This window comes from Pseudomonas sp. 2hn, from assembly GCF_019646095.1.
GTDB lineage: Bacteria > Pseudomonadota > Gammaproteobacteria > Pseudomonadales > Pseudomonadaceae > Aquipseudomonas > Aquipseudomonas peradeniyensis.
The window spans coordinates 1,518,808-1,542,181 of sequence record NZ_CP081016.1 but is presented as its reverse complement, the minus strand read 5'-3'; the positions used below and the strand labels follow the sequence as shown (position 1 = coordinate 1,542,181).

Here is a 23,374-nt window from a genome sequence, read left to right as displayed (position 1 = left end):
AGGGCCGCTTATACTAGCGGTCTTTATCCTCTGGTTTGAGACTCACGATGCGCCGCCTGCTGTACTGCCTCCTGCTGATGCTCACCTCCTTCACCGTGCTGGCCGCCGAAGCGACACGACCAAAGATCGGCCTGGTGCTGTCGGGCGGTGCCGCCCGCGGCCTGGCCCATATTGGCGTGCTCAAGGCCCTGGAGGAACAGGGCGTGCGCATCGACGCCATCGCCGGCACCAGCATGGGCGCGGTGGTCGGCGGGTTGTACGCCTCGGGCTACAGCATCGCCGAACTGGAAAAACTGGCCACCACGCTGGACTGGCAGCAGGCGTTGTCCGATGCGCCGCCGCGCAAGGATGTGCCGTTCCGACGCAAGCAGGACGACCGCGACTTCCTGGTCAAGCAGAAGCTGAGCTTTCGCGACGACGGCAGCCTGGGCCTGCCGCTGGGGGTGATCCAGGGCCAGAACCTGGCCCTGCTGCTGGAAAGCAAGCTGGCCCACACCGCCGACATCCGCGACTTCGACAAGCTGCCGATTCCGTTCCGCGCCGTGGCCACCGACATCACCAGCGGCGAGAAGGTGATCTTCCGCCGCGGCCACCTGCCCCAGGTGATCCGCGCCAGTATGTCGATCCCGGCGGTGTTCGCCCCGGTGGAACTGGACGGCCGCCTGCTGGTGGACGGCGGCATGACCGACAATATCCCGGTGGACGTGGTGCGCGAGATGGGCGTGGACCTGGCCATCGTCGTCGACATCGGCACCCCGCTGCGCAACCGCAAGCAGCTGGCCACGGTGGTGGACGTGCTCAACCAGTCGATCACCCTGATGACCCGGCGCAACTCCGAGGAGCAACTGGCCACCCTGCGCCGCGAAGACATCCTGGTACAGCCGCCGCTGTCAGCCTTCGGCGTCACCGATTTCGGCCGCGCCCAGGACATGATCGACGCCGGCTACCGCGCCACCCGCGCCCTCGACCCGCGCCTGGCGGCGCTGCGCCAGCCCGAGGGCGACAGCAACCTGGCGGTGGCCCGCTCACCGAAACAGCGCACGCCGATCATCACTGCCATCCGGGTGGAGAACGACTCCAAGGTCAGCGACGACGTGATCCGCTACTACATTCGCCAGCCCATCGGTGAGCCGCTGGATCTCGGCCGCCTGCAGACCGACATGGGCACCCTCTACGGCCTGGACTACTTCGACCAGGTGCAGTACCGCGTGGCGCACAAGGGCGACGAGCATACCCTGGTGATCAACGCCCGTGGCCGGCGTGGCGGCACCGACTACCTGCGCCTGGGCCTGAACCTGTCGGATGACCTGCGCGGCGACAGCGCCTTCAACCTCGGCGCCAGCTACCGGGTCAACGGCATCAACCGGCTCGGCGGCGAATGGCTGACCCGCGCGCAGATCGGCGACGAGCAGGAGCTGTACAGCGAGTTCTACCAGCCGCTGGACGTGGGCTCGCGCTACTTCATCGCCCCCTACCTGGCCCTGGGCTCGCAGAACGTCGAGGCGACCCTGGACAACGACCCGGTGGCCGAGTATCGCCTGGAGCGCTACGGCTTCGGGCTCAATGTCGGTCGGCAGATCGGCACCTATGGCGAGGTGCGCCTGGGCGTGGGCAAGGCCTGGGGCAATGCCGAGGTGCGCATCGGCGACCAGGACCTGCCCAAGGTCAGCTTCAACGAGGGCTTCTACGAGCTCAAGTACTCGTTCGATACCTTCGACAACGTCTACTTCCCCCACAGCGGCGAGGACATCGGCCTGACCGTGCGCAAGTACGACAAGTCACTGGACTCGGACCAGGATTACCGGCAGTGGCTGTTCAACCTGGACAAGGCCATCAGCAGCGGGCCGAACACCCTGGTGCTGGGCGGGCGCTACGGGCGCACCCTGGACGATGCCGAAGTGGTCACTTCCAGCTTCGTGTTCGGCGGCGCCCGGCAGCTGTCTGGGTTCCGTCAGGATTCGATCTCCGGGCAGAACATGAGCCTGCTGCGCATGGTCTACTACCGCCGCCTGACGCCACGGGCCTACCTGCCGCTGGATTTCCCGCTGTACCTGGGCGGCTCGCTGGAGCGTGGACGGGCGTGGAACAACGACAATGAGTTCGACAGTGGCTACATCAATGCGGCGAGCATCTTCCTGGGGCTGGAAACGCCGCTGGGGCCGTTGAACCTGAGCTATGGGGCCAACGATGCCCATGAGAAGGCGGTGTACCTGAACCTGGGGCATACCTTCTAGAAATGATCGCGGGGCAAGCCCGCTCCCACAAGTCATGCGGCCTATTGTGGGAGCAGACTCGTGGGAGCGGGCTTGCCCCGCGATTGATGAAGGGTTCAGGACTTCTCGAGATTATCGAGAATCTTCGCATGCACGCGCATGCACACTTCCATGTCGGCCTCGTCTATGCCGGTGAACAGCTCGAGGCGCAAGGCGTTGGCGATGGTCTCGATCTGGTCGATCAGTGGCTTGGCCGGCGGGCACAGCAGGATCTTCTTGGCCCGGCGGTCTTCCATCACCGCCTGGCGGCGCACCAGCCCCTGGCTCTCGAGGCTGTCGAGCAGACGCGCCAGGGTCGGGCCCTCGACGCCCACGCTCTGGGCCAGCTCACGCTGGGTCGGCGCCTCGTCGAACCTGGCCAGGTGCAACAGCACCAGCCAACGGGCTTGCGACAGGTTGAGCCCGGCCAGGCGGCGGTCCAGTTCGGCACGCCAGCCCCGGGACATCTGGGCCAGCTGCATGCCGAAGCGGTGTTGGTTGTCGGTCAGGGGCATAAGCAACTCAATGAATAGAACTAATTATTAGCCAGCTAATCATGGCCCGGCCAATCAGGCAAGGTTGGACGCCTCGGAAATGGCTGATAATCATGTAAGGGTATGACAAAGGTCAGCAATTGGCGCAAATGCCGGCAATCACAGGCCGAACTCCACCGCCAGCGCCGCCCGTACGCAATGCAGGACGCCTTCCGGCACCCGCTGGCCGAACAACGGCGCCACGCCGGACACCGGCGGCAACTCGCCCTCGCCGTCGAGGAAGGCGTCCTGCACTTCCATCATCAGTTCTTCCGGCAAGTCCAGCGCCTGCTCCAGGCTCAGTTCCTGGCGGCCGATGGCCTCGGCCAGCAGGCTGTAGACGTTCTTCTCGGTGCAGTTCAGCTGCCCGGCGATCTGCGCCGGGGTCATGCCGGCGCGGGCCAGGCTGACCAGTTCGTGGCGTAGGTCGAGCACCACCTTCGGCGCCTCCTCGGTGCCACCGGCGCCGTTGAGCACTTCGAGGAAGGCCTGGCCGTAGCGCTCCAGCTTGCGCGCGCCGACACCGCTGACCTGAGCCATGTCGCTGAGGCTGGTGGGCATGCTGCGCAGCATCTCCAACAGGGTGGAGTCGGGGAAGATGACGTAGGGCGGCACGCTGTGCTCCTCGGCCAGCTTGCGCCGCAGGGTGCGCAGCGCTTCCCACAGCTCGCGCTCCTCGGCCCGTACCAGCTGGCTGGCCGGGCTGCCGCCACCGCTGGAGGAAGACTTGGCCACGGTCTGCGGCTTGAGGTCGCGGCGCAGCTGCAAATTCACCTCGCCGCGCAGCAACGGCCGGCAGCTGTCGGACAGACGCAGGCCACCGTAGCCTTCCAGGTCGATATCCACCAGGCCGCGCGCCACCAACTGGCGGAACAGCGAGCGCCACTCGGCTTCGGCCAGCGCCTTGCCGACGCCGAATACCGACAGCTTCTCGTGGCCGAAATTGCGCACTTTTTCGGTGTCCTTGCCCAGCAGCACGTCGACCAAGTGGCCGACGCCGTAGCGCTGGCCGGTGCGGAACACCGCCGACAGCGCCTGGCGCGCAGGCTCGGTGGCGTCCCAGGTCTGCACCTGGTCGACGCAGTTGTCGCAATGCCCGCACGGTTGCTCGAGCACTTCGTCGAAGTAGGCCAATAGCGACTGGCGGCGGCAGCGGGTCTCCTCGCACAGCGCCAGCATGGCGTCGAGCTTGTGCTGCTCGATGCGCTTGTGGCGCTCGTCGCCCTCGGAGTTCTGCAGCATCTGCTTGAGCATCACCATGTCCTGCAGGCCGTAGGCCATCCAGGCGTCCGAGGGCAGGCCGTCACGGCCGGCGCGGCCGGTCTCCTGGTAATAGGCCTCGAGCGACTTGGGCAGGTCGAGGTGGGCGACGAAGCGCACGTTGGGCTTGTCGATGCCCATGCCGAAGGCGATGGTCGCGACCATGATCAGCCCTTCCTCGTTGAGGAAGCGGTGCTGGTTGGCGGCGCGGGTCTCGGCGGCCAGGCCCGCGTGGTAAGGCAGCGCCGGGAAGCCCTGGTCGCAGAGGAAGGCGGCGGTCTCGTCGACCTTCTTGCGCGACAGGCAATAGACGATGCCGGCGTTGCCGCGGCGCTCGCCGAGGAAGGCCATCAACTGCTTGCGCGGCGACTCCTTGGGCACGATGCGGTAGAAGATGTTCGGCCGGTCGAAGCTCGACAGGAAGCGCTCGGCGCCCTGCAGGTGCAGGCGCTGGACGATCTCCTCGCGGGTGCGCATGTCGGCGGTTGCGGTCAGGGCGATGCGCGGCACATGCGGGAACAGCTCGGCGAGCTGGCCCAGTTGCAGGTACTCGGGGCGGAAGTCATGGCCCCATTGCGACACGCAGTGGGCCTCGTCGATGGCGAACAGGGCGATGTCCAGGCCGCGCAGGAAGTCCAGCATGCGCGGCTGGACCAGGCGCTCGGGGGCCAGGTAGAGCATCTTCACCTCGCCACGGCGCAGGCGCCCGGCCAGGTCGCGCTGCTGCTCGGCGCTGAGGGTTGAGTTCAGCGCCGCGGCGGCCACGCCCAGTTCGTCGAGGGTGGCGACCTGGTCGTCCATCAGCGCGATCAGCGGCGAGACCACCACGGTCAGGCCCGGGCGCAGCAGGCCAGGCACCTGGAAGCACAACGACTTGCCGCCACCGGTGGGCATCAGCACCAGGGCGTCGCCGCCGCCTGCCACACATTCGATGATCGCTGCCTGGCGCCCGCGGAAACTGTCGTAACCGAAGACATCCTTGAGGACGCGCTGAGCCTGTTCGAGCATTTGCCACTCCAAAATCGCCGTACCATCCTGGACTCAGGCTGGACGATAAATGCGCCGCGCACACATCGAATGCGTAAGCGGTTTTTGCCGGATGGCCGCAAAACGCCACCGGGCACGAAAAACCGCGGAGTATACCCGACTGCCGCGCTGTGCCGCATGCCCCGGTGACAGACGTTCCCTTTGCCCCGCAGCCGCCGCAAGGTGCTAGAATTCACTATCGTTTATTCCCCAAGGTAGCCCTGTAATGTCCTTCGCCGAGCAACTGACCCGCCTGCAAGCCTTCCTCGACGCCGATGAGCTGCACGAAGAAGCGCTGGACTACGTCGCCGCACACGGCTACCTGACCGCGCTGTCGATCTGCTCCGAGGAAGTTCCAGAACGCGAATGGATCGACGCGCTGTTCGCCGAAGAACCGCACTACGCCAGCGATGCCCAGCGCACTGAGATCGAGGCCACCCTGGTCGCGCTCAAGGCGCACATCGCCCGCCAACTGGCCAGCGACGAGGAATTCGACCTGCCCTGCGAGCTGGACCTGACCGACGAGCCGGACGATTCCGACCTGCGCGGCTGGTGCATCGGCTTCATGGAGGGTGTCTTCCTGCGTGAAGAGGCCTGGTTCGAGAACGCCGAGGAAGAAGTCAGCGAAATGCTGCTGCCGATCATGGTCGGCTCGGGCCTGTTCGACGAGCAGCCGGAGTTCGCCGACATCGCCGGCAACGCCAACCTGCAGGACGATATGATCGTGCAGATCCCCGAGGCACTGAGCGCGCTGTTCCTGCTGCTGCACGCCCCTGAAGAGAAGCCTGCCCTGCTCAAGCCGCGCCACCACTGATCGACGTGGTGCGCTACCTGCTGCTGGCCGCCGGCTGGCTCAGTGTCGCGCTCGGGGTGGCGGGGATCTTCCTGCCGGTGCTGCCCACCACCCCGTTCTTGCTCTTGGCGGCGGCCTGCTTCGCCCGCAGCTCGCCGCGCTTTCACCATTGGCTGGTGAATCATCCGAAACTCGGGCCGTGGATCCGCGACTACCTCAGCGGCGAGGGGATCCCCCTGCGGGGCAAGGTCTATGCGATCGGATTGATGTGGGCCAGCATCGGGCTGTCCTGCTACCTGGTGCCGTTGTTCTGGGCACGGGTGTTCATGCTGACCAGCGCGGTGCTGGTCAGTGCCTGGATCCTCAGGCAGAAGACCCTGCAGCGACCGAATTGAGCCGGATGGCCAAGCACAATCCCCCTGTAGGAGCGGCCTTGTGTCGCGAAAGGGGCGCGAAGCGGCCCCAGGATTTCAGCATTGATGCAAAGATCGCCGGGGCCGCTTTGCGGCCCTTTCGCGACACAAGGCCGCTCCTACAGGGGAATGCGTAACAGCACGCCTCGGTTCATCTCCCCGCCGCTTACACCGTATCCACCTTCAACGAATGGTCATTGAGCATGCCGGTGATGATGGTCGCGGTGTCATGCCCTGCCGCGATCACCCCGCCCGCCCCGGCCGCGACCCCGTAGTGTTGTGCCAGGTCTATCCCGGCCAGGTCGATGGTCTGGGTCGGCGCCGCGCCGGCGACGCTGCTGACTTCGATGGTCGACACCACGTTGACGCCGCTGCCACTGACCTTGAAGTGCAGGTAATCATCCAGCGATGCGCTGGTGGCGTTCTCCCCCTGCAGCAGTTGCGACAGATCCAGCCGATCGCTGCCCGGGGTGAAGTCGGTCACGGTGTCGTGCCCGGTGTCGCCCTTCAGCCAGACGAAGGTGTCGTTGCCGCTGCCACCGGTGAGGGTGTCATCGCCGCGCCCGCCGATCAGGATGTCGTTGCCGGCGCCGCCCCTGAGCACATCGTTGCCCGCGCCGCCGTTGAGCAGGTTGTCGCCGTCGTTGCCGGTCAGGGTGTCGTTGTAGTCCGAACCGATCAGGTTCTCGATGCCGTTGAGGGTATCCAGCCCCGCGCCGACGGTGTTCTGCTGGCCGACATGGCCCAGGTCGACAGTCACGCCACTGGTTGCCCTGGCATAGCTGGCGGTGTCGTTGCCGGGGCCGCCGTCGAGCAGATCATTGCCCGGCCCACCGATCAGCAGGTCATCGCCATCGCCGCCATACAGGCTGTCGTTGCCTGCGCCGGCCACCAGCACATCGTTGCCGGCGCCGCCGTGCAGGGTGGTGTCGCCCGTTCCGGCCAGCAGCACATCGTCCCCTGAAGTACCGGTGAGGGTATTGCCGGCCTGATAGGTGATGTCCACCGCGCCGGTTGCCGTGCCACCATGGTTGTCGCTGACGCTGTAGCTGCCGTGGTAGTCGTCATTGCTGGCGTTGCTGTAGTCCACCACCAGGCTCAGCTTGTAGTTCTCGGCGGCCTTGCTGTTGCCCGAGGCGTTCTCGGTGTTGATCACGTGGATGCTGTACACGCCGTCATGGGTGGCGGTGAAGCTGCCGCCATCGGCGATGGTCTGGTAGCTGCCGCTGGCATCCTTCCACTCCATCAGCAGGTTGCCGGCAGGCCGGTCATGGTCGAGGGTCAGGGTCTCGCCCTTGCGCAGGGTGACCGTCAGGGTGTCCTCGTCGTTGGCGTTGGCACTGCTGATCGAGCCCAGGTAACCGGCCACCACCAGAGCGGCGGTCATGCTGCCGTTGAGGCTGGTGAACTCGCTGCGGGCCAGGTCGCGCAACTGGTTCTCGGCCTTGTTGGCGGTGGCGTTGAAGGTGATGGTCTGCGCCTGCGTGCCCGCCGTGAAGCCCGCGCCCTTGTCGGCGAAGTTGGTATTGAAGGTAGTCGGCGCGGCGCTCAGGGTGTCGTGGTCCGGGTCGCTGTCATTGGCCAGCAAGGCCTCTGCCGGCACGCTCAGGGTGGCGCCCTTGATGTTGGTGATGATGTGGTCGGCGCCAGCGACCGGCCCGCCGTTGCTGTTGATGTTCACCGTCAGGCTGGCGCTGCGGGTGTCGCCGTCGTTGTCGCTGGCGATGAAGCCGAACTTCTCCACCTGGCCGCTGCCGTTGTCCTTCGGCGGCGTGTAGGTGAACTCGCCGTTGTCCATGTTCACCACCAGGGTGCCGCCCAGGCCGGTCTTGATGTTCAGGCTGTTGCTGACGGTGTCGAACGTGGCCTTGTCCACCCCGCCACTGACCGCATAACCGCCCTGCCCACCATTGGCCTTCGGATCGTAGGTGTAGGTGGTGCCGTCCACCAGCAGCGCCTTGATGAAGCCGCCGTCGGCACCGAAGTCGCCGCCGCTCATCAGGCTGCCGGTGATCGGCGCGCCCTGCACCGTGCCGGAGAGCACCGCACTCAGCTGGCTGAGGTCGGTGACCACCACCGAGTTGGTGTCGGTATGGCTGCTGCCGTCGTAGGCCAGCGGGTCGAGGTTGCCCTCGTTGACGCCGCTGCCCATGCCGATGGCGTAGGACTTGATGCCATTGTTGTCGAGGAAGTTTTCCCAGGCAGCCTCGCGCGGCGCCGTCATGGCGTGGCCGTTGGTGGGCTCGCCGTCGGAGAAGAAGTAGCTGATGTTCTGCGCACCCACCAGTTTGCCGGTGGTGGCAAAGGCTTCCTGGGCCTTGGTGGCCGCCGAGTCGTAGTAGGTCGAGCCGCCGGGAGTGAGCCCGGCGATCAGGCTCTTGGCTTCGCTGATCGAGACCCACACCGGCGTCTTCATCTCGGCGCCGGTGCCGAAGGTGACGATCTGCACCTTGATGTCGCCCATCTCGTCGTACTTGTCGAGCAAGGCGCTGATGGCCTGCTTGGCCAGCTCCAGGCGGGTCAAGCCCGGCACGCCGGAGCTTGCGGCCATGCTGCTGGAAACGTCCACCACCAGCAGGATGTTGGAGTCCACCTGGCCGGGCGTGATGCTGCGCACCGCGCATTGCACCGTCGGCACATCGTCGACGATGTTGATGGCGATGGTGCTGGTGACGCTGTTGCCCAGGGCGTCGGTGGCCTTGTAGGTGAAGTACTCATTGACGGTGTTGGCCCCGTCGTTGGCGCCACCCGGGGTCTTCGGCGCCGAGGTCAGGGTGTAGGTGTAGGAGCCGTCACCGTTGAGCTGGATCTGGCCGTACTGACCCACGGCATTGCCGACCAGGCTGTAGGTCAGTGCGCCGACGCCGCCATGCACCGAGCCGACCAGGCTGCCGGAGGCGGTCTCGCCGGTGGAACCCGGGTCGCTGCCGGTCACGCTGCCGGCGGCCAGGTCGTTGCCATCCTTGTGCAGGTCCAGGGCTTTTTCGTAGACGGTGACGTCGTTGTCCTCGCACGCCACCAGCTTGCTGTCCTGGACATTGATGCGAATGGTCGTGGTGCTCTCGTCGCCATCGGCGTCGCGGATGGTGTAGACGAAACTGTCGGTCGCCCCGGCGGGCGGCACGCTGTCGGGGTTGGCGTGGTAGGTGGCGTTGCCTTGGCTGTCCAGGGTCAGGTAGCCGTACTGACCGACGATGCTGTCGCCGACATGGCCGATGGCTGACGTCGAGGTGTCAGAGCCTGCTCGCACGCCGACCACGTATTGTCCGTCGGTACGCACATCGGCGCCGACCACGTCGTTGTCCAGCACGTTGCCGCTGACACTGGCGCCCTCCTTGACCGAAGCCACATCGCAATGGGCCTTGGGCACGTCGTCGACGATGCTGACCACGATGGTGCTGGTGGTGGTGTTGCCGAGCGAATCCTTCACCTGATAAGTGAAGCTCTCGGTGACCACATTCGGGCCATCGTTGGCGTGGTTGGGCGAGTTCGGCGCCGAAGTCAGGGTGTAGGTATAGGTGCCATCGCTGTTCAGCTGGATCTGGCCATACTGCCCGGCGGCATTGCCCACCAGGGTGAAGGTCAGGGCACCGATGCCGCCACTGACCGAACCGGCCAGCGAGCCGCTGGTGGTTTCCGTGGTGGCGTGCGGGTCACTGCCGGTGACGGTGCCAGCGGCCAGGTCGTTGCCATCCTTGGTCAGGTCCAGGGCTTTCTCGTAAACCTTGGCCGTGTCGTCGGGGCAGGCGACCAGCGAGATATCGTGCACGTCGATGGTGATGGTGGTGGTGCTCTCGTCGCCATCGGCATCGCGGATGGTGTAGACGAACACATCCGTGGCACCGGCCGGCGCCACGCTGTCAGGGTTGGCGTGGTAGGTGGCGTTGCCCTGGGCATCGAGGGTCAGGTAGCCGTACTGCCCAACCACATTGCTGCCCAGCTGGCCGATGGCCGAGGTCGACGTGTCGCTGCCTGCGCGCACGCCGACCACATACTTGCCATCGGCCGGCACGTCCGCGCCGATCACATCGTTGACCAGCACATTGCCGCTGACGGTGCCACCTTCGTAGACATTGGCGAAGTCGCTGTGAGCCTTGGGCACGTCGTCGACGATGCTGATCACGATGGTGCTGGTGGTCGAATTGCCGAGCGAATCCTTCACCTGGTAGGTGAAGGTTTCCGTCAGCACGTTCGGGCCGTCGTTGACGTGATTCGGCGAATTCGGCGCCGAGGTCAGGGTGTAGGTGTAGGAGCCATCGGCATTCAGCTGGATCTGGCCGTACTGGCCGGTGGCATTGCCGACCAGGGTGAAGGTCAGCGCCCCGGTTCCGCCACTGACCGAACCGGCCAGCGAGCCGCTGGCCGTCTCGCCAGTCGAGCCTGGCTGGCTGCCGTCCACATTCCCTGGGGCCAGGTCGTTGCCATCCTTGGTCAGGTCGAGGGCTTTCTCGTAGACCGTGACCTCGCTGTCGGCACCGGCGATCAGCGAGCAATCGCGCACGTCGATGGTGATGGTGGTGGTGCTTTCGTCACCGTCACTGTCACGCACGGTGTAGACGAACACGTCCGTGGCCCCGGCAGGTGCCACGGCGTTGGGGTTGGCGTGATAGGTGGCGTTGCCCTGGGCATCCAGGGTCAGGTAGCCGTACTGGCCCTGGACCTGGGTGCCCAGCTGGCCGCTGGCCGAGGTCGAGGTATCGGCGCCGGCCCGCACGCCGACCACGTACTTGCCATCGGCGCGCACGTCCGCACCGGAGGTGTCGTTGTCGAGCACGTTGCCACTGACCGTGCCGCCTTCGACGACACTGGCCGAATCGGGATTGGCCTTGGGCAGGTCATCGACGATATTCACGTCCAGCGAGCCGTTGGCCGTGCTGCCGTCGGTGTCCGTGGCCGTGACGGTAAAGTGCTCGGACAGGCTGTTGGCGCCGTCGCCGTTGGCGTGGCTCTCATTGTCCAGCAAGGTGTAGCTGTAGCTGATCACGCCCGTGGCCGGGTTGTAGCCGGTGATGGTCAGGGTATTGCCCAGGGCCGTGGTCATCGACTGCGGGAAGCTAGCCGCCACGCCGCCGCTGACCACGCTGATGCCGCCGACGCTCAAGGATTGCAGGCCATCCGGTGCGCTGACCGTGAAGGTGCCGCTCTGGGTCAGTGCACTTGGGTTCGGCGCGCTGCCGTCGGCCAGGTTCTTCTCGTAGACAGTCAGTTCGCCACCGTTCACGTTCAGACCGCCCAAGGTCACCGGATCGTCGAGGTTGCTGATGTTGAGGGTCAGGGTCGCGGTGCTGGTATCGCCGTCGGCGTCCTTCAGGGTGTAGGTGAAGGTCTCCACCCCATTGCCACCGCCGTGCAGGCTCTTGAAGTCCGGGTCGTTGGTGTTGAGGGTGTAGGTGTAGGAACCGTCCGCCGCCAGGACCAGGGTGCCGTAGGTGCCGACGAAGGTGCCGGCCACCACTGGACCGCTGGGGATGCGGTCCGCCCCCTGGATATCGTTGCTCAGCACATTGCCGCTGAGTTCCACATGCTGCTCGGTGGCAGCGGTCGCATTGGTGTCGTTCACCGCCCGAGGCACATCGTCACGGATGATCACGTCGAGCGTGCCACTGGCGACGTCGCCATCCGTGTCGCTGACCAGCACCGGGAACTGCTCGCCCAGGGTATTGCTGCCCGCGCCGTCCGGGTGGTGCTCGGCGCCGGTCAGGGTGTAGCTGTAGCTCACCACGCCGGTGGCCGGGTTGTAGCCGGTGATGGTCAGCACATTGCCGAGCCCGGTGACGATGGACTGCCCGACGCCGGTGACCACGCCCGCCGTGACCACATTGATGCCGCCGACACTGAGGTTGAACACGCCGTCGGCGGCCACCACCGTGAAGCTGCCTGACTGAGTCAGGGCCGCCGGGTTGCTGGCCGACCCCTGGGGCAGGTTGGCCTCGTCCAGGGTCAATTCGGCGGGGCTGATATCCAGGCCATCGAGGCTGACCGGATTGTCGATCACGGGTGCACTGGCCAACACCGGCCCGTCATCGTTGCCGTCAAGACCGCCGAGTTCGAGATTGGCCAGCAGGGGGAAACCATTGAATCCCGCGGTGGGGAAGCCGATGGTGGGATCCACCCGGGCGCCCACCTCGGTCAGTATCACGAAACTGTGCCCCCCGCCGAGCGCCCCCGACACACCCGACGGGTTGCCGCCCGCCGCCGTCGCCTCGGCCTCCTGGGTGGGGTCGGCGCCTGCGGCAATGGCTTTTTGCAGTTGCTCGACATCGCTGAGCTGGGCGTCGCTGGGCTGCGCGTCCGGCGCCTGCACATGGGGCGCGCGATTGGCCAGCAGGTCGGTGGTCATCTCCAGGCTGCTGTCGCGGCCCAGGGTCAGCTGCGCGCCATTTTGCAGCCGCACCGCCACGGCGCCCTCGCTGCCGGTCTCGAGCTGTTCGCCGGCGAACAACCGGTCGCCCTCCACCAACAGGCGGCGATGACCATCGTCGCCCACCGCGAATACCTGGCCGATCACCTTGCCGACTACACCGACTAATTTAGCCATGAGCGTACGCCTCCCCTGCCGATGGGCTTTTCGCAGATCAAGGCGTGCCGGGTAATGTGCGCAACGTTCCGAATGCCATGGCTGGTGGATCGTTGCTGTCACGTTCGTGAGAAACCACGCTCCTTGTGACGACTGCCGCGATAGCGAGAAGGGCGAATGGCCATTATTGAGTGCCATTTTTCTGTCGCCAAATTCCGCTTTCGCCTTCCTCCCCTGTCTCCTTAGCTGCAAAAAATCTGGAACTTTCACCAAGGCCCGAAAATCGCCTGTCCCAGCCAATTCCCGTAACCGCCTGAATGAAACAATGTCCCGGATTCTTTAGACCGCATAAGTTTTTTTTCGCATATATCTTATGAAAAAATCTTCTTAGCTCGCCCGGTAAATGTTCTTAGCTCTGTTGTTACAAACCTGAAACGGTTTGATTCTAATTTTTCGTCATTTTTTTGGCGATTAGCAGGACATTATTCAAGACCAGGGAGATGTACCCCATGCGCGCTTTAACCCCCATCACCAGTGCGATTTTGTTGGCCATGGCGTGTGCCAACAGTCAGGCGATGTCGATCACCGAGGCTGTCCAGAACGCCGTGGACCAGCATCCCGAGATCAGCGCCAGCCGCAACAGCAGGCTGTCGGCCGACGAGGATGTGAAGTTCGCCCGCGGGGGGTACTACCCAACCGTCGATCTGGTCGCCGGCTACGGCCGGCAACGCTCGGACAACACCAACACCCGCGGCTTCAACCCCGACGGCACGCGTAACCACAACAAGGAAACCCTCAACTACACCCAGTCCGAACTGCGTCTGCGGCAGATGCTGTTCGACGGCTTCAACACCTCCAACGAGGTCGCCCGCACCGAAGCGGTGGCCACCTCGCGCGCCTACTACACCCAGGCAACCGCCGAAAGCATCGCCCTGCGCGCCATCGAGGTCTACCTCGAGGTACTCAAGCGCCGCGAACTGGTGACCCTGGCCAAGAACAACCTGCAGGCCCACCTGCGGGTCAACGACCAGATCGGCCTGCGCAGCGAGCGTGGCGTGGGCAGCACCGCCGACCTCGACCAGTCCCGCGCCCGTCGCGCCCTGGCCGAGAACAACCTGGACACCGCCGAGGTCGACCTGGCCGACGCCGAGGCCAACTTCTACAGCGTAGTCGGGCGCATGCCGGACGAGCTGGAAACACCGGTCACGATCAAGGGTGAAGTACCGGCTGACTTGCTCAATGCCCGCCAGGGCATGCTGGAGAACAACCCCTACCTGAAGTCGGCCCAGGCTGACGTGCGCTCCGCCGAGCAGCAGTACGAAGTGGCCAAGTCGCCCTTCTACCCGCGCCTGGACGCGGTGCTGGCCACCGGCGCCAACAACAACATCGGCGGCCAGAAGGGCCACGACAACAACGACTGGCAGGCCGGCGTCGAGCTCAGCTACAACCTGTTCCGCGGCGGCAGCGACAAGGCCCGCCTGCAGTCCGACGCGCACAAGATCAACCAGGCGATGGACATCCGTAACAACGCCCTGCGCGAGCTGAACGAAAACCTCAGCCTGGCCTGGAACGCGATGAACAACGCCCGCAAGCAGACCCCGAGCGCCCGCGAGTACGCCGAAACCACCCAGCGCGTGCGCGCCGCCTACCAGGACCAGTTCGGCCTGGGCCAGCGCACCCTGCTCGACGTGCTCGACAGCGAGAACGAGCTGTACAACGCCAACCGGCGCTACACCGAAGTGCGCTACACCGAAGAGTTCTCCATGTACCGGGTCCTGGCGACCATGGGTGAGTTGCTGAGCAAGCAGCACATCTCGCTGCCGCCCGAGGCCATCGCCAAGACCGAAGTACGCAACGAGGCGAAACTGCCCGACATGCGTTAGGTTCTGACGAGACAAGGGACTTTTCGCCAGCGCCCATTTCCCGTCCACCGCGGCAGGAGTAGGCCATCGTGACCAGTATGCAAAGCGCGCAACCGCGCCTGGATGTTGATGATCCGTTGCTCGATGGCCTGCTGATCCTGTGCAAGCTGCACGGCTGCCCTGCCAGCCGCGCCAGCCTGTGCAGCGGCCTGCCGCTGGCCGAGCAACGCCTGCCCCTGGGCCTGCTGCCCCGCGCCGCCGCGCGGGCGGGGTTGCAGGCGCGGGTGCTGCAGCGTGAACTGGACGCCATCTCGGCACTCAACCTGCCGGTTCTGCTGATCCTCAACAACGGCCGTAGCGCCGTGCTGCAGCGCTGGGGGGAAAACGGCCGGGCCCTGCTGCTGCCGTGCGAAGCCGAAGGCGGCGAGCAGTGGGTCGAACGCGATGCCCTGACCGAGGCCTACAGCGGCCAGGTCCTGTTCGCCCGTCCTCGCCATACCCTGGAAGAGGTGCGCGCCCCGCTGATCCCACGGGTCAATGCCTGGTTCCGCGATACCCTGCGCCACTCCCGCTGGCTGTATGGCGATGCCCTGCTGGCCAGCCTGCTGATCAACCTGCTGGGGTTGATGGTGCCGCTGTTCGTCATGCAGACCTACGACCGCGTGGTGCCCAACCAGGCGCTGTCCACCTTGTGGGTGCTGGTGGCCGGCCTGTTCATCGGCACCGCCTTCGAGCTGGTGCTGCGCATGGTTCGTGCGCACCTGCTGGACCAGGCCGGCAAGAAGACCGACCTGATTCTCTCGGCCACCCTGTTCGAACGCATCACTGGCATGAGCATGAAGGCGCGACCCGCCACCATCGGCGGCTTCGCCCAGAGCATCCATGACTTCCAGGGACTGCGTGAATTCCTCACCGCGGTCACCCTGACCAGCATCATCGACCTGCCGTTCGTGGCGCTGATGCTGCTGGTGATCGGCCTGCTCGGCGGCTGGCTGGTGGTGATCCCGCTGATCGCCTTCCCGCTGGCCGTGGGCCTGGCGCTGTTCATCCAGGTACGCCTGCGTGACACGGTGCAGAAGAGCCTGAGCCTCGGCGCGGTGCGCCAGGCGCTGCTGATCGAGACCCTCGGCGGCCTGGAAACCCTCAAGGCCTGCGGCGCCGAAAGCGAGCGCCAGTACCAGTGGGAACACACCAACGGCGCCATCGCCCGCCTCGACGCCCATGCCCGCAACCTGTCTTCGCTGGCCAGCAACGGCACGCTGTTCATCCAGCAGTTCTGCGGCATGGCCACCATCGTCGCCGGGGTGTACAGCATCATCGCCGGCAACCTCAGCGTCGGCGCGCTGGTGGCCAGCTACATGCTCGGCAGCCGGGTCCTCGCGCCGCTGGGCCAGATCGCCGGGCTGATCACCCGCTACCAGCAGGCGCAGCTGACCATGCGCAGCACCGATGCGCTGATGAGCCTGCCCCAGGAACGCGAGGCCGAGCACCAGGCCCTGGAGCACACCGCGCTGCTGGGTGGAATCAGCATCAACCACGCCACCTTCCGCTATGCCGGGCAGACAGCCCCGGCGCTCAACGATGTCAGCGCCACGCTCAAGCCGGGCGAGCGCATCGGCATCATCGGCCGCAGCGGCTCGGGCAAGAGCACCCTCGCTCGCCTGCTGATGGGCTTCCATCACCCCGACGAAGGCCAGGTGTTGCTGGACAACCTCGACCTGCGCCAGCTGGACATCGCCGACCTGCGCAGCCAGCTCGGCTACGTGGCCCACGACCTGCCCCTGCTGGCCGGCAGCCTGCGCGACAACCTCACCCTCGGCGCCCGCCATGTCAGTGATGCGCGCATGCTCGAGGTGGCCGAACTGACCGGGGTCAGCGAACTGGCCCGCCAGCACCCGCAGGGCTTTGACCGCCCAGTAGGCGAGCGCGGCCAACTGCTGTCCGGCGGCCAGCGCCAGGCCGTGCTGCTGGCCAGGGCCCTGCTGCTGGAACCGCCGATCCTGATCCTCGACGAACCCACCAGCCACATGGACAACAGCAGCGAGGAGCAACTGCGTCAGCGCCTGCTGGACTGGGTGCCGGGCAAGACCCTGCTGCTGGTCACCCACCGCACCTCGATGCTCAGCCTGGTGGATCGGCTGCTGGTGCTGGACAACGGCAAGATCGTCGCCGACGGGCCGAAGGACGCGGTCATCGATGCGCTGCGCAAAGGCCGTATCGGCGCGGCGCTGTAGGACTTCAAAGACGACGTGGTCTCTGTGGGAGCGGGTTTACCCGCGAAAGCGTCGGTAAAGCCACTGCAGCATTCGCGGGTAAACCCGCTCCCACAGGATCCGCGTCGAACCCAGCATCGGAGGTAGAACATGCCCCTCAGCCACAGCGTGCGCAGCTACCTCCAGGGCGCCGACAAACGCGCCGAACGCGACTACATGCCGGAACTGGCCGGCGCCACCTTGCAGGAGTCCCCCAGCCTGTCGCGCCTGATCGTGTGGCTGGCGGCGATCCTGCTGCTGGTGGCCCTGGTCTGGGCCAACTTCGCGGTGCTCGACGAGGTCACCGTCGGCGAGGGCAAGGCCATTCCGTCGAGCAAGGTGCAGGTGGTGCAGAACCTCGAGGGCGGCATTGTCACCGAGATCTTCGTGCGCGAAGGGCAGATGGTCGACAAGGGCGCGACCCTGCTGCGCCTGGACGACACCCGCTTCAAGTCGAACAAGGGCGAGAGCGAGGCTGATCGCTATGCGCTGACCGCCCAGGTCGAACGCCTGTCGGCCGAGTCCGACGGCCGCCCCTTCGTGCCGTCCGACGAGGTGCGCGGCAAGGCACCGCAGGTGGCCGAGGACGAAATCGCCTTGTACCAGTCACGCCAGCGGCGCCTGGCCAGCGAAAAGCAGACCCTCAACGAACAACTGCGGCAGAAGACCCAGGAACTGGCCGAGTTCCGCTCCAAGGCCGACCAGTACCGTTCGGCCGTGGGCCTTTTGCAGCAGGAACTGGACATGTCCTCGCCGCTGGTGGGCAAGGGCGCCATCTCCCCCGTCGAGATCCTGCGCCTGAAGCAGCGCAGCGTGGAGGCGCGCGGCCAGCTCAATGCCACCAACCTGGCGATCCCCCGCGCCGAGGCGGCGATCGCCGAAATCCGCAGCAAGATCCAGGAATCCGACGCCAGCTTCCGCTCCGACGCCGCCAAGGAGCTCAACGACAAGCGCACGGAGCTGTCGAAGATCACCGCCACCAGCATCGCCATCGACGACCGGGTCAACCGCACCACCGTGGTGTCGCCGGTGCGCGGCATCGTCAAGCTGCTCAAGGTCAACACCATCGGCGGCGTGGTCCAGCCCGGCAGCGACCTGGTGGAGATCGTGCCGATCGAGGACAACCTGCTGATCGAGGCCAAGGTAAGACCCCAGGACGTGGCATTCCTGCACCCGGGGCAGACCGCGATGGTCAAGTTCAGCGCCTACGACTACACCATCTACGGTGGTTTGAAGGCCAAGCTGGAGCTGATCGGCGCGGATACCGTCACCGACGACAAGGGCAATGCCTTCTACCTGATCCAGGTGCGCACGGACAAGAACCACCTGGGTGGGGACAACAAGCCGCTGCTGATCATTCCGGGGATGGTGGCCACGGTGGATATCATCACCGGGCAGAAGAGCGTGCTGGATTATCTGTTGAAGCCGGTACTGAAGGCGCGGACGGAGGCGTTGCGCGAGCGGTGATTGCCAGCATGTCGGCCCAATCGCGGGGCAAGCCCGTTCCCACGGATCATGAGCCCGTCGCATGGTGGGTTTGTTACGCGATCAGGCTCCCCCCTTGAAAGGGCCGCTCCAATTCAAGATTGCCAGGGTCGCTTTGCGACCCTTTCGCGGCACAAAGGCCGCTCCTACAGGAGAACGCGTGCCCAGTAGGAGCGGCCTTGTGCCGCGAAAGGGCTGCAAAGCAGCCCCGGCAACGCCAAGCCGGGCACCTACTATCACGCCTTGAAGGGGCGGGCTCCGATTCAAGCCTGCCCATGATTGCGTTGATATGTCTGCGCTCCCATGGCCTCGATCTGCCCTTCGATCAGCGCCTCGAACGGGCGCAGTAACTCATCGAACACTACCGGAGCCTCCAGCACATTCAACGCCTGCACCACCGCCTCGAGCGTCGACAAGGCCCCCGGCTCCGGTGCCTTGCGCAGCCGATAGCGCGAGGGCTGGACATGGCCGAGCGTCACTCGTGGCAGCCCCTCCAGCAGCGGGTTCAGGTACAGCATCTTGCGCGCCTTGCGCCAGGTGCCATCCGGCACGATCAGCATCAAGGGCAGACCGGCGTCTTGCCCATAGCCTTGCAGGACCTCGGCCTCGTCACCGGGGAACAGCAGCGCGGGTCGATAGCCCGGCGTGGCCAGCAGTGCGTCCAGGTCATCGAACACCTCGCCGATGCGCAGCTCGGCGTTGATCAGCCCAAGGGTCGCCAGGCGTGCGGTGTTCAGGGCGTGGGCGGTTTCGCTGGGGTGCTGCAGCACGACCACGCGGGTGCGGCTGCCGAGGTGCGGGATCAGTGGGCAAAGGCAATGGGCGAGCGGGCGCTGGCAACGCTCGCAGCGGGGTCTGGGCATGGGGGGCTCCTTGGGGCGGGTAGTTTGCCACAGGGTTGCCATCCCCGGTGGGCTGCGAGGCGTTCGTGGGAGCGGGCTTGCCCCGCGACAAAGCCGGCACTGCAATCGCGGGGCAAGCCCGCTCCCACGCCCCCACTGTTACCCGCTACAGCTTCAGCGGTTGAACCGCTCCGCCAGGCTGTGCAGATACTCCGCCATGCGCTCCAGGTCCTGGCTGATCTCGGCCCCCTGCCTGGCCTGCCCCGCGCTTTCGTCACACAGATGGGCGATGCGCACGATCTGCTGGTTGATGTCCTCGGCGACATGGCTCTGCTGCTCGGACGCCGTGGCCATCTGCTGGCTCATGCCGGTGATGCGGCTGACCGCCTGGGCGATGCCCGACAACGCCGCCTGCACCGCCTCGACGCTGTGCACGCTGTCGCTGGAGATCTGCTGGCCACGGCTGGCGCTGGCCACCGCGCGGTCGGCACCGGAGCGCAGGGTGGAGATGATGTGGTGGATCTCCTCGGTCGAGGCGCGGGTGCGCTGCGCCAGCGAACGCACCTCGTCCGCCACCACGGCGAAGCCCCGGCCCTGCTCGCCGGCCCGCGCCGCCTCGATGGCGGCATTGAGCGCCAGCAGGTTGGTCTGCTCGGCGATCGAGGTGATCACATCCACCACGCTGCCGATCGACTGGGTCTGCTCGGCCAGGGCATTGACCGCCTGGCCGATGTCGCTCACCGCCTCGCTCATGCTGCCCATGGCGCGCAGGCTCTGCTGCGCCAGGTCGCTGCCCTGCTGGGCCAGCTGGTCGGCGTCGCTGGCGGCATGGGCGGTGCTCTGCACGTTGTGGGTGACCTGCTGGATGGTCGCCGCCATCTGCGCGATGGCGGTGGCCGACTGGTCGGTCTCGCTGCGCTGGCGGTCGAGCATCTGCGCCTGGGCATCGGACAGGTCGGCGGACTGCGCGGCTCGCGACTTGACCCCGACACCGGCGTCCACCAGGCGGGTCAGGGCGGTCTGCAGGCGCGCCTCCTCGCTGATGATCGCCAGGTCGAGCTGGCCCTGCAGCCCGGGGTTGTCGCTGTAGGTCAGCGCCACCAGCGGGCTGGTGAAGGCCTTGGGGTGCTCCTGCAAGGTGCGTCGGATCGACTGGTTCTGCCGATGCTCGACCACATACCAGGCCGCCAGCAGGCTGGCCATCAGCACGCCCAACGCCGCATAAGGGGGCAACCACAGGTAAGCGGCGGCCGACAGCAGACCCGCGCCGATCAGCGGCCAGCCATGGCCGATCCCATGCCCCAGGCGCGCCGCCAGTGGCACCGGCGAGCGTCCTGCCCGCAGGCGGGCGTACAAGTTCTCGGCCCGGCGGATCTGCTCCCGGGTCGGCACCGAGCGCACCGACTCATAGCCGCTGATGCGGCCGTTCTCGTACACCGCCGTGACGTAGGCGCTGACCCAGTAGAAGTCGCCGTTCTTGGCGCGGTTCTTGACCACGCCCATCCAGGGTTTGCCTTGCTTGATGGTGTCCCACATATGCCCGAAAACCGCCGGCGGCATGTCGGGATGACGCACCAGGTTGTGCGGCTGGCCGACCAGTTCGTCGTAGGTGAACCCGCTGATGGCCACGAATGCGTCGTTGCAATAGGTGATGCGGCTGTTCAGGTCGGTGGTGGAGATCAGCCGCTGGTCTTGGGGAAAGGTTCTTTCGTGCTCGGTGACGGGCAAATTCATGCGCATCGTTGGCGATCCCTTGCTTATCCAGATGAGTGGGAAAATCATCAAAGCAAGTAGATATTTAGCAGAAGGCCATCACGTCAGCGGTCAAGTTTTGTAGGAAATTAACCCGACCTGACGGAATGTGCTGAAAACGACCTAGTGTCCTGTCTCGGGAATACGTTCTCTTTTGGCGAGTGGCTTGGGCGTTCGGCCAAGGCGCCGCGACGAGTCATAGCAGGGCTATGGCGAGGAGTGGCAACGCCGGCCGGGCGCCCAAGACGCCGCCAAAAGTGAACAGCTTATTTCCGAGACAGGACACTAGCTCAACCCACGTTGAGCTGACTCTTGAGCAGATCACGGAAGGTCTGGATCAGGGGTTCCCGGCTACGGCCACGGCGGATGATCAGGGAAAACGGCGCCTGGTAGCCGAAGGTCGCCGGCGACAGCACGCGCAGATCACCCTTGTCGACCCAGGCCTGGGCATAGTGCTCGGGCAGGTAGCCGATGTAGGCACCGGAGAGAATCAGAATCAGCTGCGCTTCCATGCTCTCCACAGTGGCGGCGCTGTGCTTGAAACCGTGCCGGGCCAGCTCCGCCTGGCTCCAGTAGCCGCGCCCGACCATGCGCTGCTGGGTAATCACCGGTTCCGGGATCCGCCGCTCGCCGAACAGCGCATGGCGGCTGCTGCAATACAGCCAGTGCTGCTCGCGGTACAACGGCTGGTAGACCAGGCCGCTCATGCGCGACGAGAACGCGCCGATGGCCAGGTCCAGGCGGTTGTCCTGCACGCCCAGTTGCAGTTCGTACGGGCTGGACACCGACAGGTGCAGGTGCACCGCCGGGTGTTCCTGGCTGTAGGCGCCGATGGCTTCGGCCAGCGGCAGGGCGCGGTCGCCCACGGTGGAGTCGATCACACCCAGGTTGAGAGTGCCGCGCAACTCGCCCTTGAGCGCCGCCGCGTACTGCTCGAAGCCGTCCAGCTCACCCAGCAGGCGCAAGGTCTCCTGGTGGAACAGCTCGCCTTTGCTGGTCAGGCTGAAACCGCCACGGCCACGATGGCAGAGCACGATGCCCAGGGCGCTTTCCAGCTGGCTCATGTAGGTGCTGATGGCCGAGGTCGACAGGTTGAGGTCGCGCTGGGCGTTGGCGAAGCCCTGGTGACGCACCACGCTGGCGAAGATGCGCAGCAGTTTCAGGTCGGGCAGCGATGAGGCCATGGGGCAACGGGTCCGTGGGCTGGAAATGGCCAGAGTCTAACCCGGCCGCACACCGATAGTTCAGAAATTCCTGAAGTAAGTTTTTGTCGGTAGCGATTCTTCCCGGGCACTACCTTGCGCAGACTGCGGCGAAATGTCCCTGCCCGCCGGCATAACCAGACTAACGAGGCGCGCGGCGGCACAGGTTCGAACAAACAGAACAATCGACCGACTGATGAGGCCCACCGTGGACAAGATTCTCCACCAACCACTGGGCGGCAACGAAATGCCGCGTTTCGGCGGCATCGCCACCATGCTCCGTCTCCCCCACCTGCAAAGCGCCGAAGGGCTCGACGCCGCGTTCATCGGCGTGCCCCTGGACATCGGCACCTCGCTGCGCTCGGGCACCCGTTTCGGCCCACGGCAGATCCGCGCCGAGTCGGTGATGATCCGCCCGTACAACATGGCCACCGGCGCCGCCCCGTTCGACTCGCTGTCGGTGGCCGACATCGGTGACGTAGCGATCAATACCTTCAACTTGCTGGACGCCGTACGCATCATCGAAGAGGCCTACGACGAGATCGTCGAGCACAATGTCATCCCGCTGACCCTGGGCGGCGACCACACCATCACCCTGCCGATCCTGCGCGCCCTGCACAAGAAGCACGGCAAGATCGGCCTGGTGCACATCGACGCCCACGCCGACGTCAACGACCACATGTTCGGCGAGAAGATCGCCCACGGCACCACCTTCCGCCGCGCCGTGGAAGAAGGCCTGCTCGATTGCGAGCGCGTGGTGCAGATCGGCCTGCGCGCCCAGGGCTACACGGCGGACGACTTCAACTGGAGCCGTCGCCAGGGCTTTCGTGTAGTCCAGGCCGAAGAGTGCTGGCACAAGTCGCTGCAGCCGCTGATGGCCGAAGTGCGCGAGAAAGTCGGTGGCGGCCCGGTGTACCTGTCGTTCGACATCGACGGCATCGACCCGGCCTGGGCGCCCGGCACCGGCACCCCGGAGATCGGCGGCTTGACCACCATCCAGGCGATGGAGATCATCCGCGGCTGCCACGGCCTGGACCTGATCGGCTGCGACCTGGTCGAAGTCTCCCCACCGTACGACACCACCGGCAACACCTCGCTGCTGGGCGCCAACCTGCTGTTCGAAATGCTCTGCGTGCTGCCGGGCGTGGTACGCCGCTAGCCGAAGCACCGCCGTTTGTAGGAGCG

The 23,374-nt window shown here is 65.7% G+C and carries 13 protein-coding genes and 1 pseudogene; 7 read left to right on the top strand and 7 right to left on the bottom strand.

The genetic code is table 11. The features are described 5' to 3' along the window. The first annotated feature begins 47 nt into the window (after positions 1–47). Positions 48–2,234 carry a patatin-like phospholipase family protein gene (locus K2O50_RS07160; protein ID WP_050706767.1) on the top strand — a complete coding sequence of 729 codons (2,187 nt, stop codon included), beginning with the start codon at positions 48–50 and terminating at the stop codon, positions 2,232–2,234. Positions 2,235–2,329: 95 nt separating this feature from the next. Here the strand turns inward: K2O50_RS07160 and K2O50_RS07155 are convergent, their stop codons facing one another. After that, positions 2,330–2,767, bottom strand: a complete 438-nt coding sequence (locus K2O50_RS07155) for a MarR family transcriptional regulator (protein ID WP_028691103.1) — start codon at positions 2,765–2,767, stop codon at positions 2,330–2,332. A gap of 138 nt (positions 2,768–2,905) precedes the next feature. After that, positions 2,906–5,053, bottom strand: a complete 2,148-nt coding sequence (gene recQ / locus K2O50_RS07150; protein WP_050706768.1) for a DNA helicase RecQ — start codon at positions 5,051–5,053, stop codon at positions 2,906–2,908. Between the two features lie 244 nt (positions 5,054–5,297). Between recQ and K2O50_RS07145 the strand changes: the two genes are divergently transcribed. Both K2O50_RS07145 and K2O50_RS07140 read left to right on the top strand, forming a co-directional pair. After that, positions 5,298–5,885 carry a YecA family protein gene (locus tag K2O50_RS07145; protein ID WP_028691105.1) on the top strand — a complete coding sequence of 196 codons (588 nt, stop codon included), beginning with the start codon at positions 5,298–5,300 and terminating at the stop codon, positions 5,883–5,885. An 8-nt stretch (positions 5,886–5,893) separates the two neighbouring features. Beyond that, entirely contained in the window at positions 5,894–6,259 is a 366-nt protein-coding gene (locus K2O50_RS07140) for a YbaN family protein (RefSeq protein ID WP_050706769.1), read from the top strand. Positions 6,260–6,443: 184 nt separating this feature from the next. Here K2O50_RS07140 and K2O50_RS07135 read toward each other — a convergent pair whose 3' ends face one another. Next, on the bottom strand, positions 6,444–12,815 hold the full coding sequence (locus tag K2O50_RS07135) for a retention module-containing protein (RefSeq protein ID WP_050706770.1): 6,372 nt from the start codon (positions 12,813–12,815) through the stop codon (positions 6,444–6,446). A 488-nt stretch (positions 12,816–13,303) separates the two neighbouring features. Between K2O50_RS07135 and K2O50_RS07130 the strand changes: the two genes are divergently transcribed. The 3 genes from K2O50_RS07130 (at position 13,304) to K2O50_RS07120 (ending at position 18,375) form a co-directional block, all read left to right on the top strand. Continuing rightward, the gene (locus K2O50_RS07130) at positions 13,304–14,677 is read left to right on the top strand and encodes a TolC family outer membrane protein (protein ID WP_050706786.1); all 1,374 of its coding nucleotides are present in this window, start codon (positions 13,304–13,306) and stop codon (positions 14,675–14,677) included. 77 nt (positions 14,678–14,754) lie between these two features. After that, positions 14,755–16,890, top strand: a complete 2,136-nt coding sequence (locus K2O50_RS07125) for a type I secretion system permease/ATPase (RefSeq protein WP_156329665.1) — start codon at positions 14,755–14,757, stop codon at positions 16,888–16,890. Positions 16,891–17,019: 129 nt separating this feature from the next. Beyond that, the gene (locus K2O50_RS07120; RefSeq protein WP_050706772.1) at positions 17,020–18,375 is read left to right on the top strand and encodes an HlyD family type I secretion periplasmic adaptor subunit; all 1,356 of its coding nucleotides are present in this window, start codon (positions 17,020–17,022) and stop codon (positions 18,373–18,375) included. Between the two features lie 281 nt (positions 18,376–18,656). Here the strand turns inward: K2O50_RS07120 and K2O50_RS07115 are convergent, their stop codons facing one another. From K2O50_RS07115 to K2O50_RS07105, 4 genes and pseudogenes are all read right to left on the bottom strand, one after another. Further along, entirely contained in the window at positions 18,657–19,256 is a 600-nt protein-coding gene (locus K2O50_RS07115) for a tRNA-uridine aminocarboxypropyltransferase (RefSeq protein ID WP_050706773.1), read from the bottom strand. A gap of 153 nt (positions 19,257–19,409) precedes the next feature. Then, on the bottom strand, positions 19,410–20,438 hold the full coding sequence (locus K2O50_RS07110) for a methyl-accepting chemotaxis protein (protein WP_371263157.1): 1,029 nt from the start codon (positions 20,436–20,438) through the stop codon (positions 19,410–19,412). 234 nt (positions 20,439–20,672) lie between these two features. Beyond that, a pseudogene (locus tag K2O50_RS26870) lies at positions 20,673–20,969 on the bottom strand (PAS domain-containing protein); the annotation flags it as partial. A 308-nt stretch (positions 20,970–21,277) separates the two neighbouring features. Then, positions 21,278–22,171: a LysR family transcriptional regulator gene (locus tag K2O50_RS07105; protein ID WP_028691117.1), complete on the bottom strand. Its 894-nt coding sequence runs from the start codon at positions 22,169–22,171 to the stop codon at positions 21,278–21,280. A 226-nt stretch (positions 22,172–22,397) separates the two neighbouring features. On the opposite strand from K2O50_RS07105, the gene speB reads away from it, so the two are divergent. Then, positions 22,398–23,348, top strand: a complete 951-nt coding sequence (gene speB / locus K2O50_RS07100) for an agmatinase (protein ID WP_050706774.1) — start codon at positions 22,398–22,400, stop codon at positions 23,346–23,348. Positions 23,349–23,374: the final 26 nt, after the last annotated feature.

Bases quoted from the DNA above. Each gene is read 5' to 3' on its own strand.
- K2O50_RS07155 (WP_028691103.1), bottom strand. From the start codon at position 2,767: ATGCCCCTGACCGACAACCAACACCGCTTCGGCATGCAGCTGGCCCAG.
- K2O50_RS07105 (WP_028691117.1), bottom strand. From the start codon at position 22,171: ATGGCCTCATCGCTGCCCGACCTGAAACTGCTGCGCATCTTCGCCAGC.
- K2O50_RS07130 (WP_050706786.1), top strand. From the start codon at position 13,304: ATGCGCGCTTTAACCCCCATCACCAGTGCGATTTTGTTGGCCATGGCG.
- recQ (WP_050706768.1), bottom strand. From the start codon at position 5,053: ATGCTCGAACAGGCTCAGCGCGTCCTCAAGGATGTCTTCGGTTACGAC.
- K2O50_RS07115 (WP_050706773.1), bottom strand. From the start codon at position 19,256: ATGCCCAGACCCCGCTGCGAGCGTTGCCAGCGCCCGCTCGCCCATTGC.
- K2O50_RS07135 (WP_050706770.1), bottom strand. From the start codon at position 12,815: ATGGCTAAATTAGTCGGTGTAGTCGGCAAGGTGATCGGCCAGGTATTC.
- K2O50_RS07145 (WP_028691105.1), top strand. From the start codon at position 5,298: ATGTCCTTCGCCGAGCAACTGACCCGCCTGCAAGCCTTCCTCGACGCC.
- K2O50_RS07125 (WP_156329665.1), top strand. From the start codon at position 14,755: ATGCAAAGCGCGCAACCGCGCCTGGATGTTGATGATCCGTTGCTCGAT.
- K2O50_RS07110 (WP_371263157.1), bottom strand. From the start codon at position 20,438: ATGGCCAGCCTGCTGGCGGCCTGGTATGTGGTCGAGCATCGGCAGAAC.
- K2O50_RS07120 (WP_050706772.1), top strand. From the start codon at position 17,020: ATGCCCCTCAGCCACAGCGTGCGCAGCTACCTCCAGGGCGCCGACAAA.
- K2O50_RS07160 (WP_050706767.1), top strand. From the start codon at position 48: ATGCGCCGCCTGCTGTACTGCCTCCTGCTGATGCTCACCTCCTTCACC.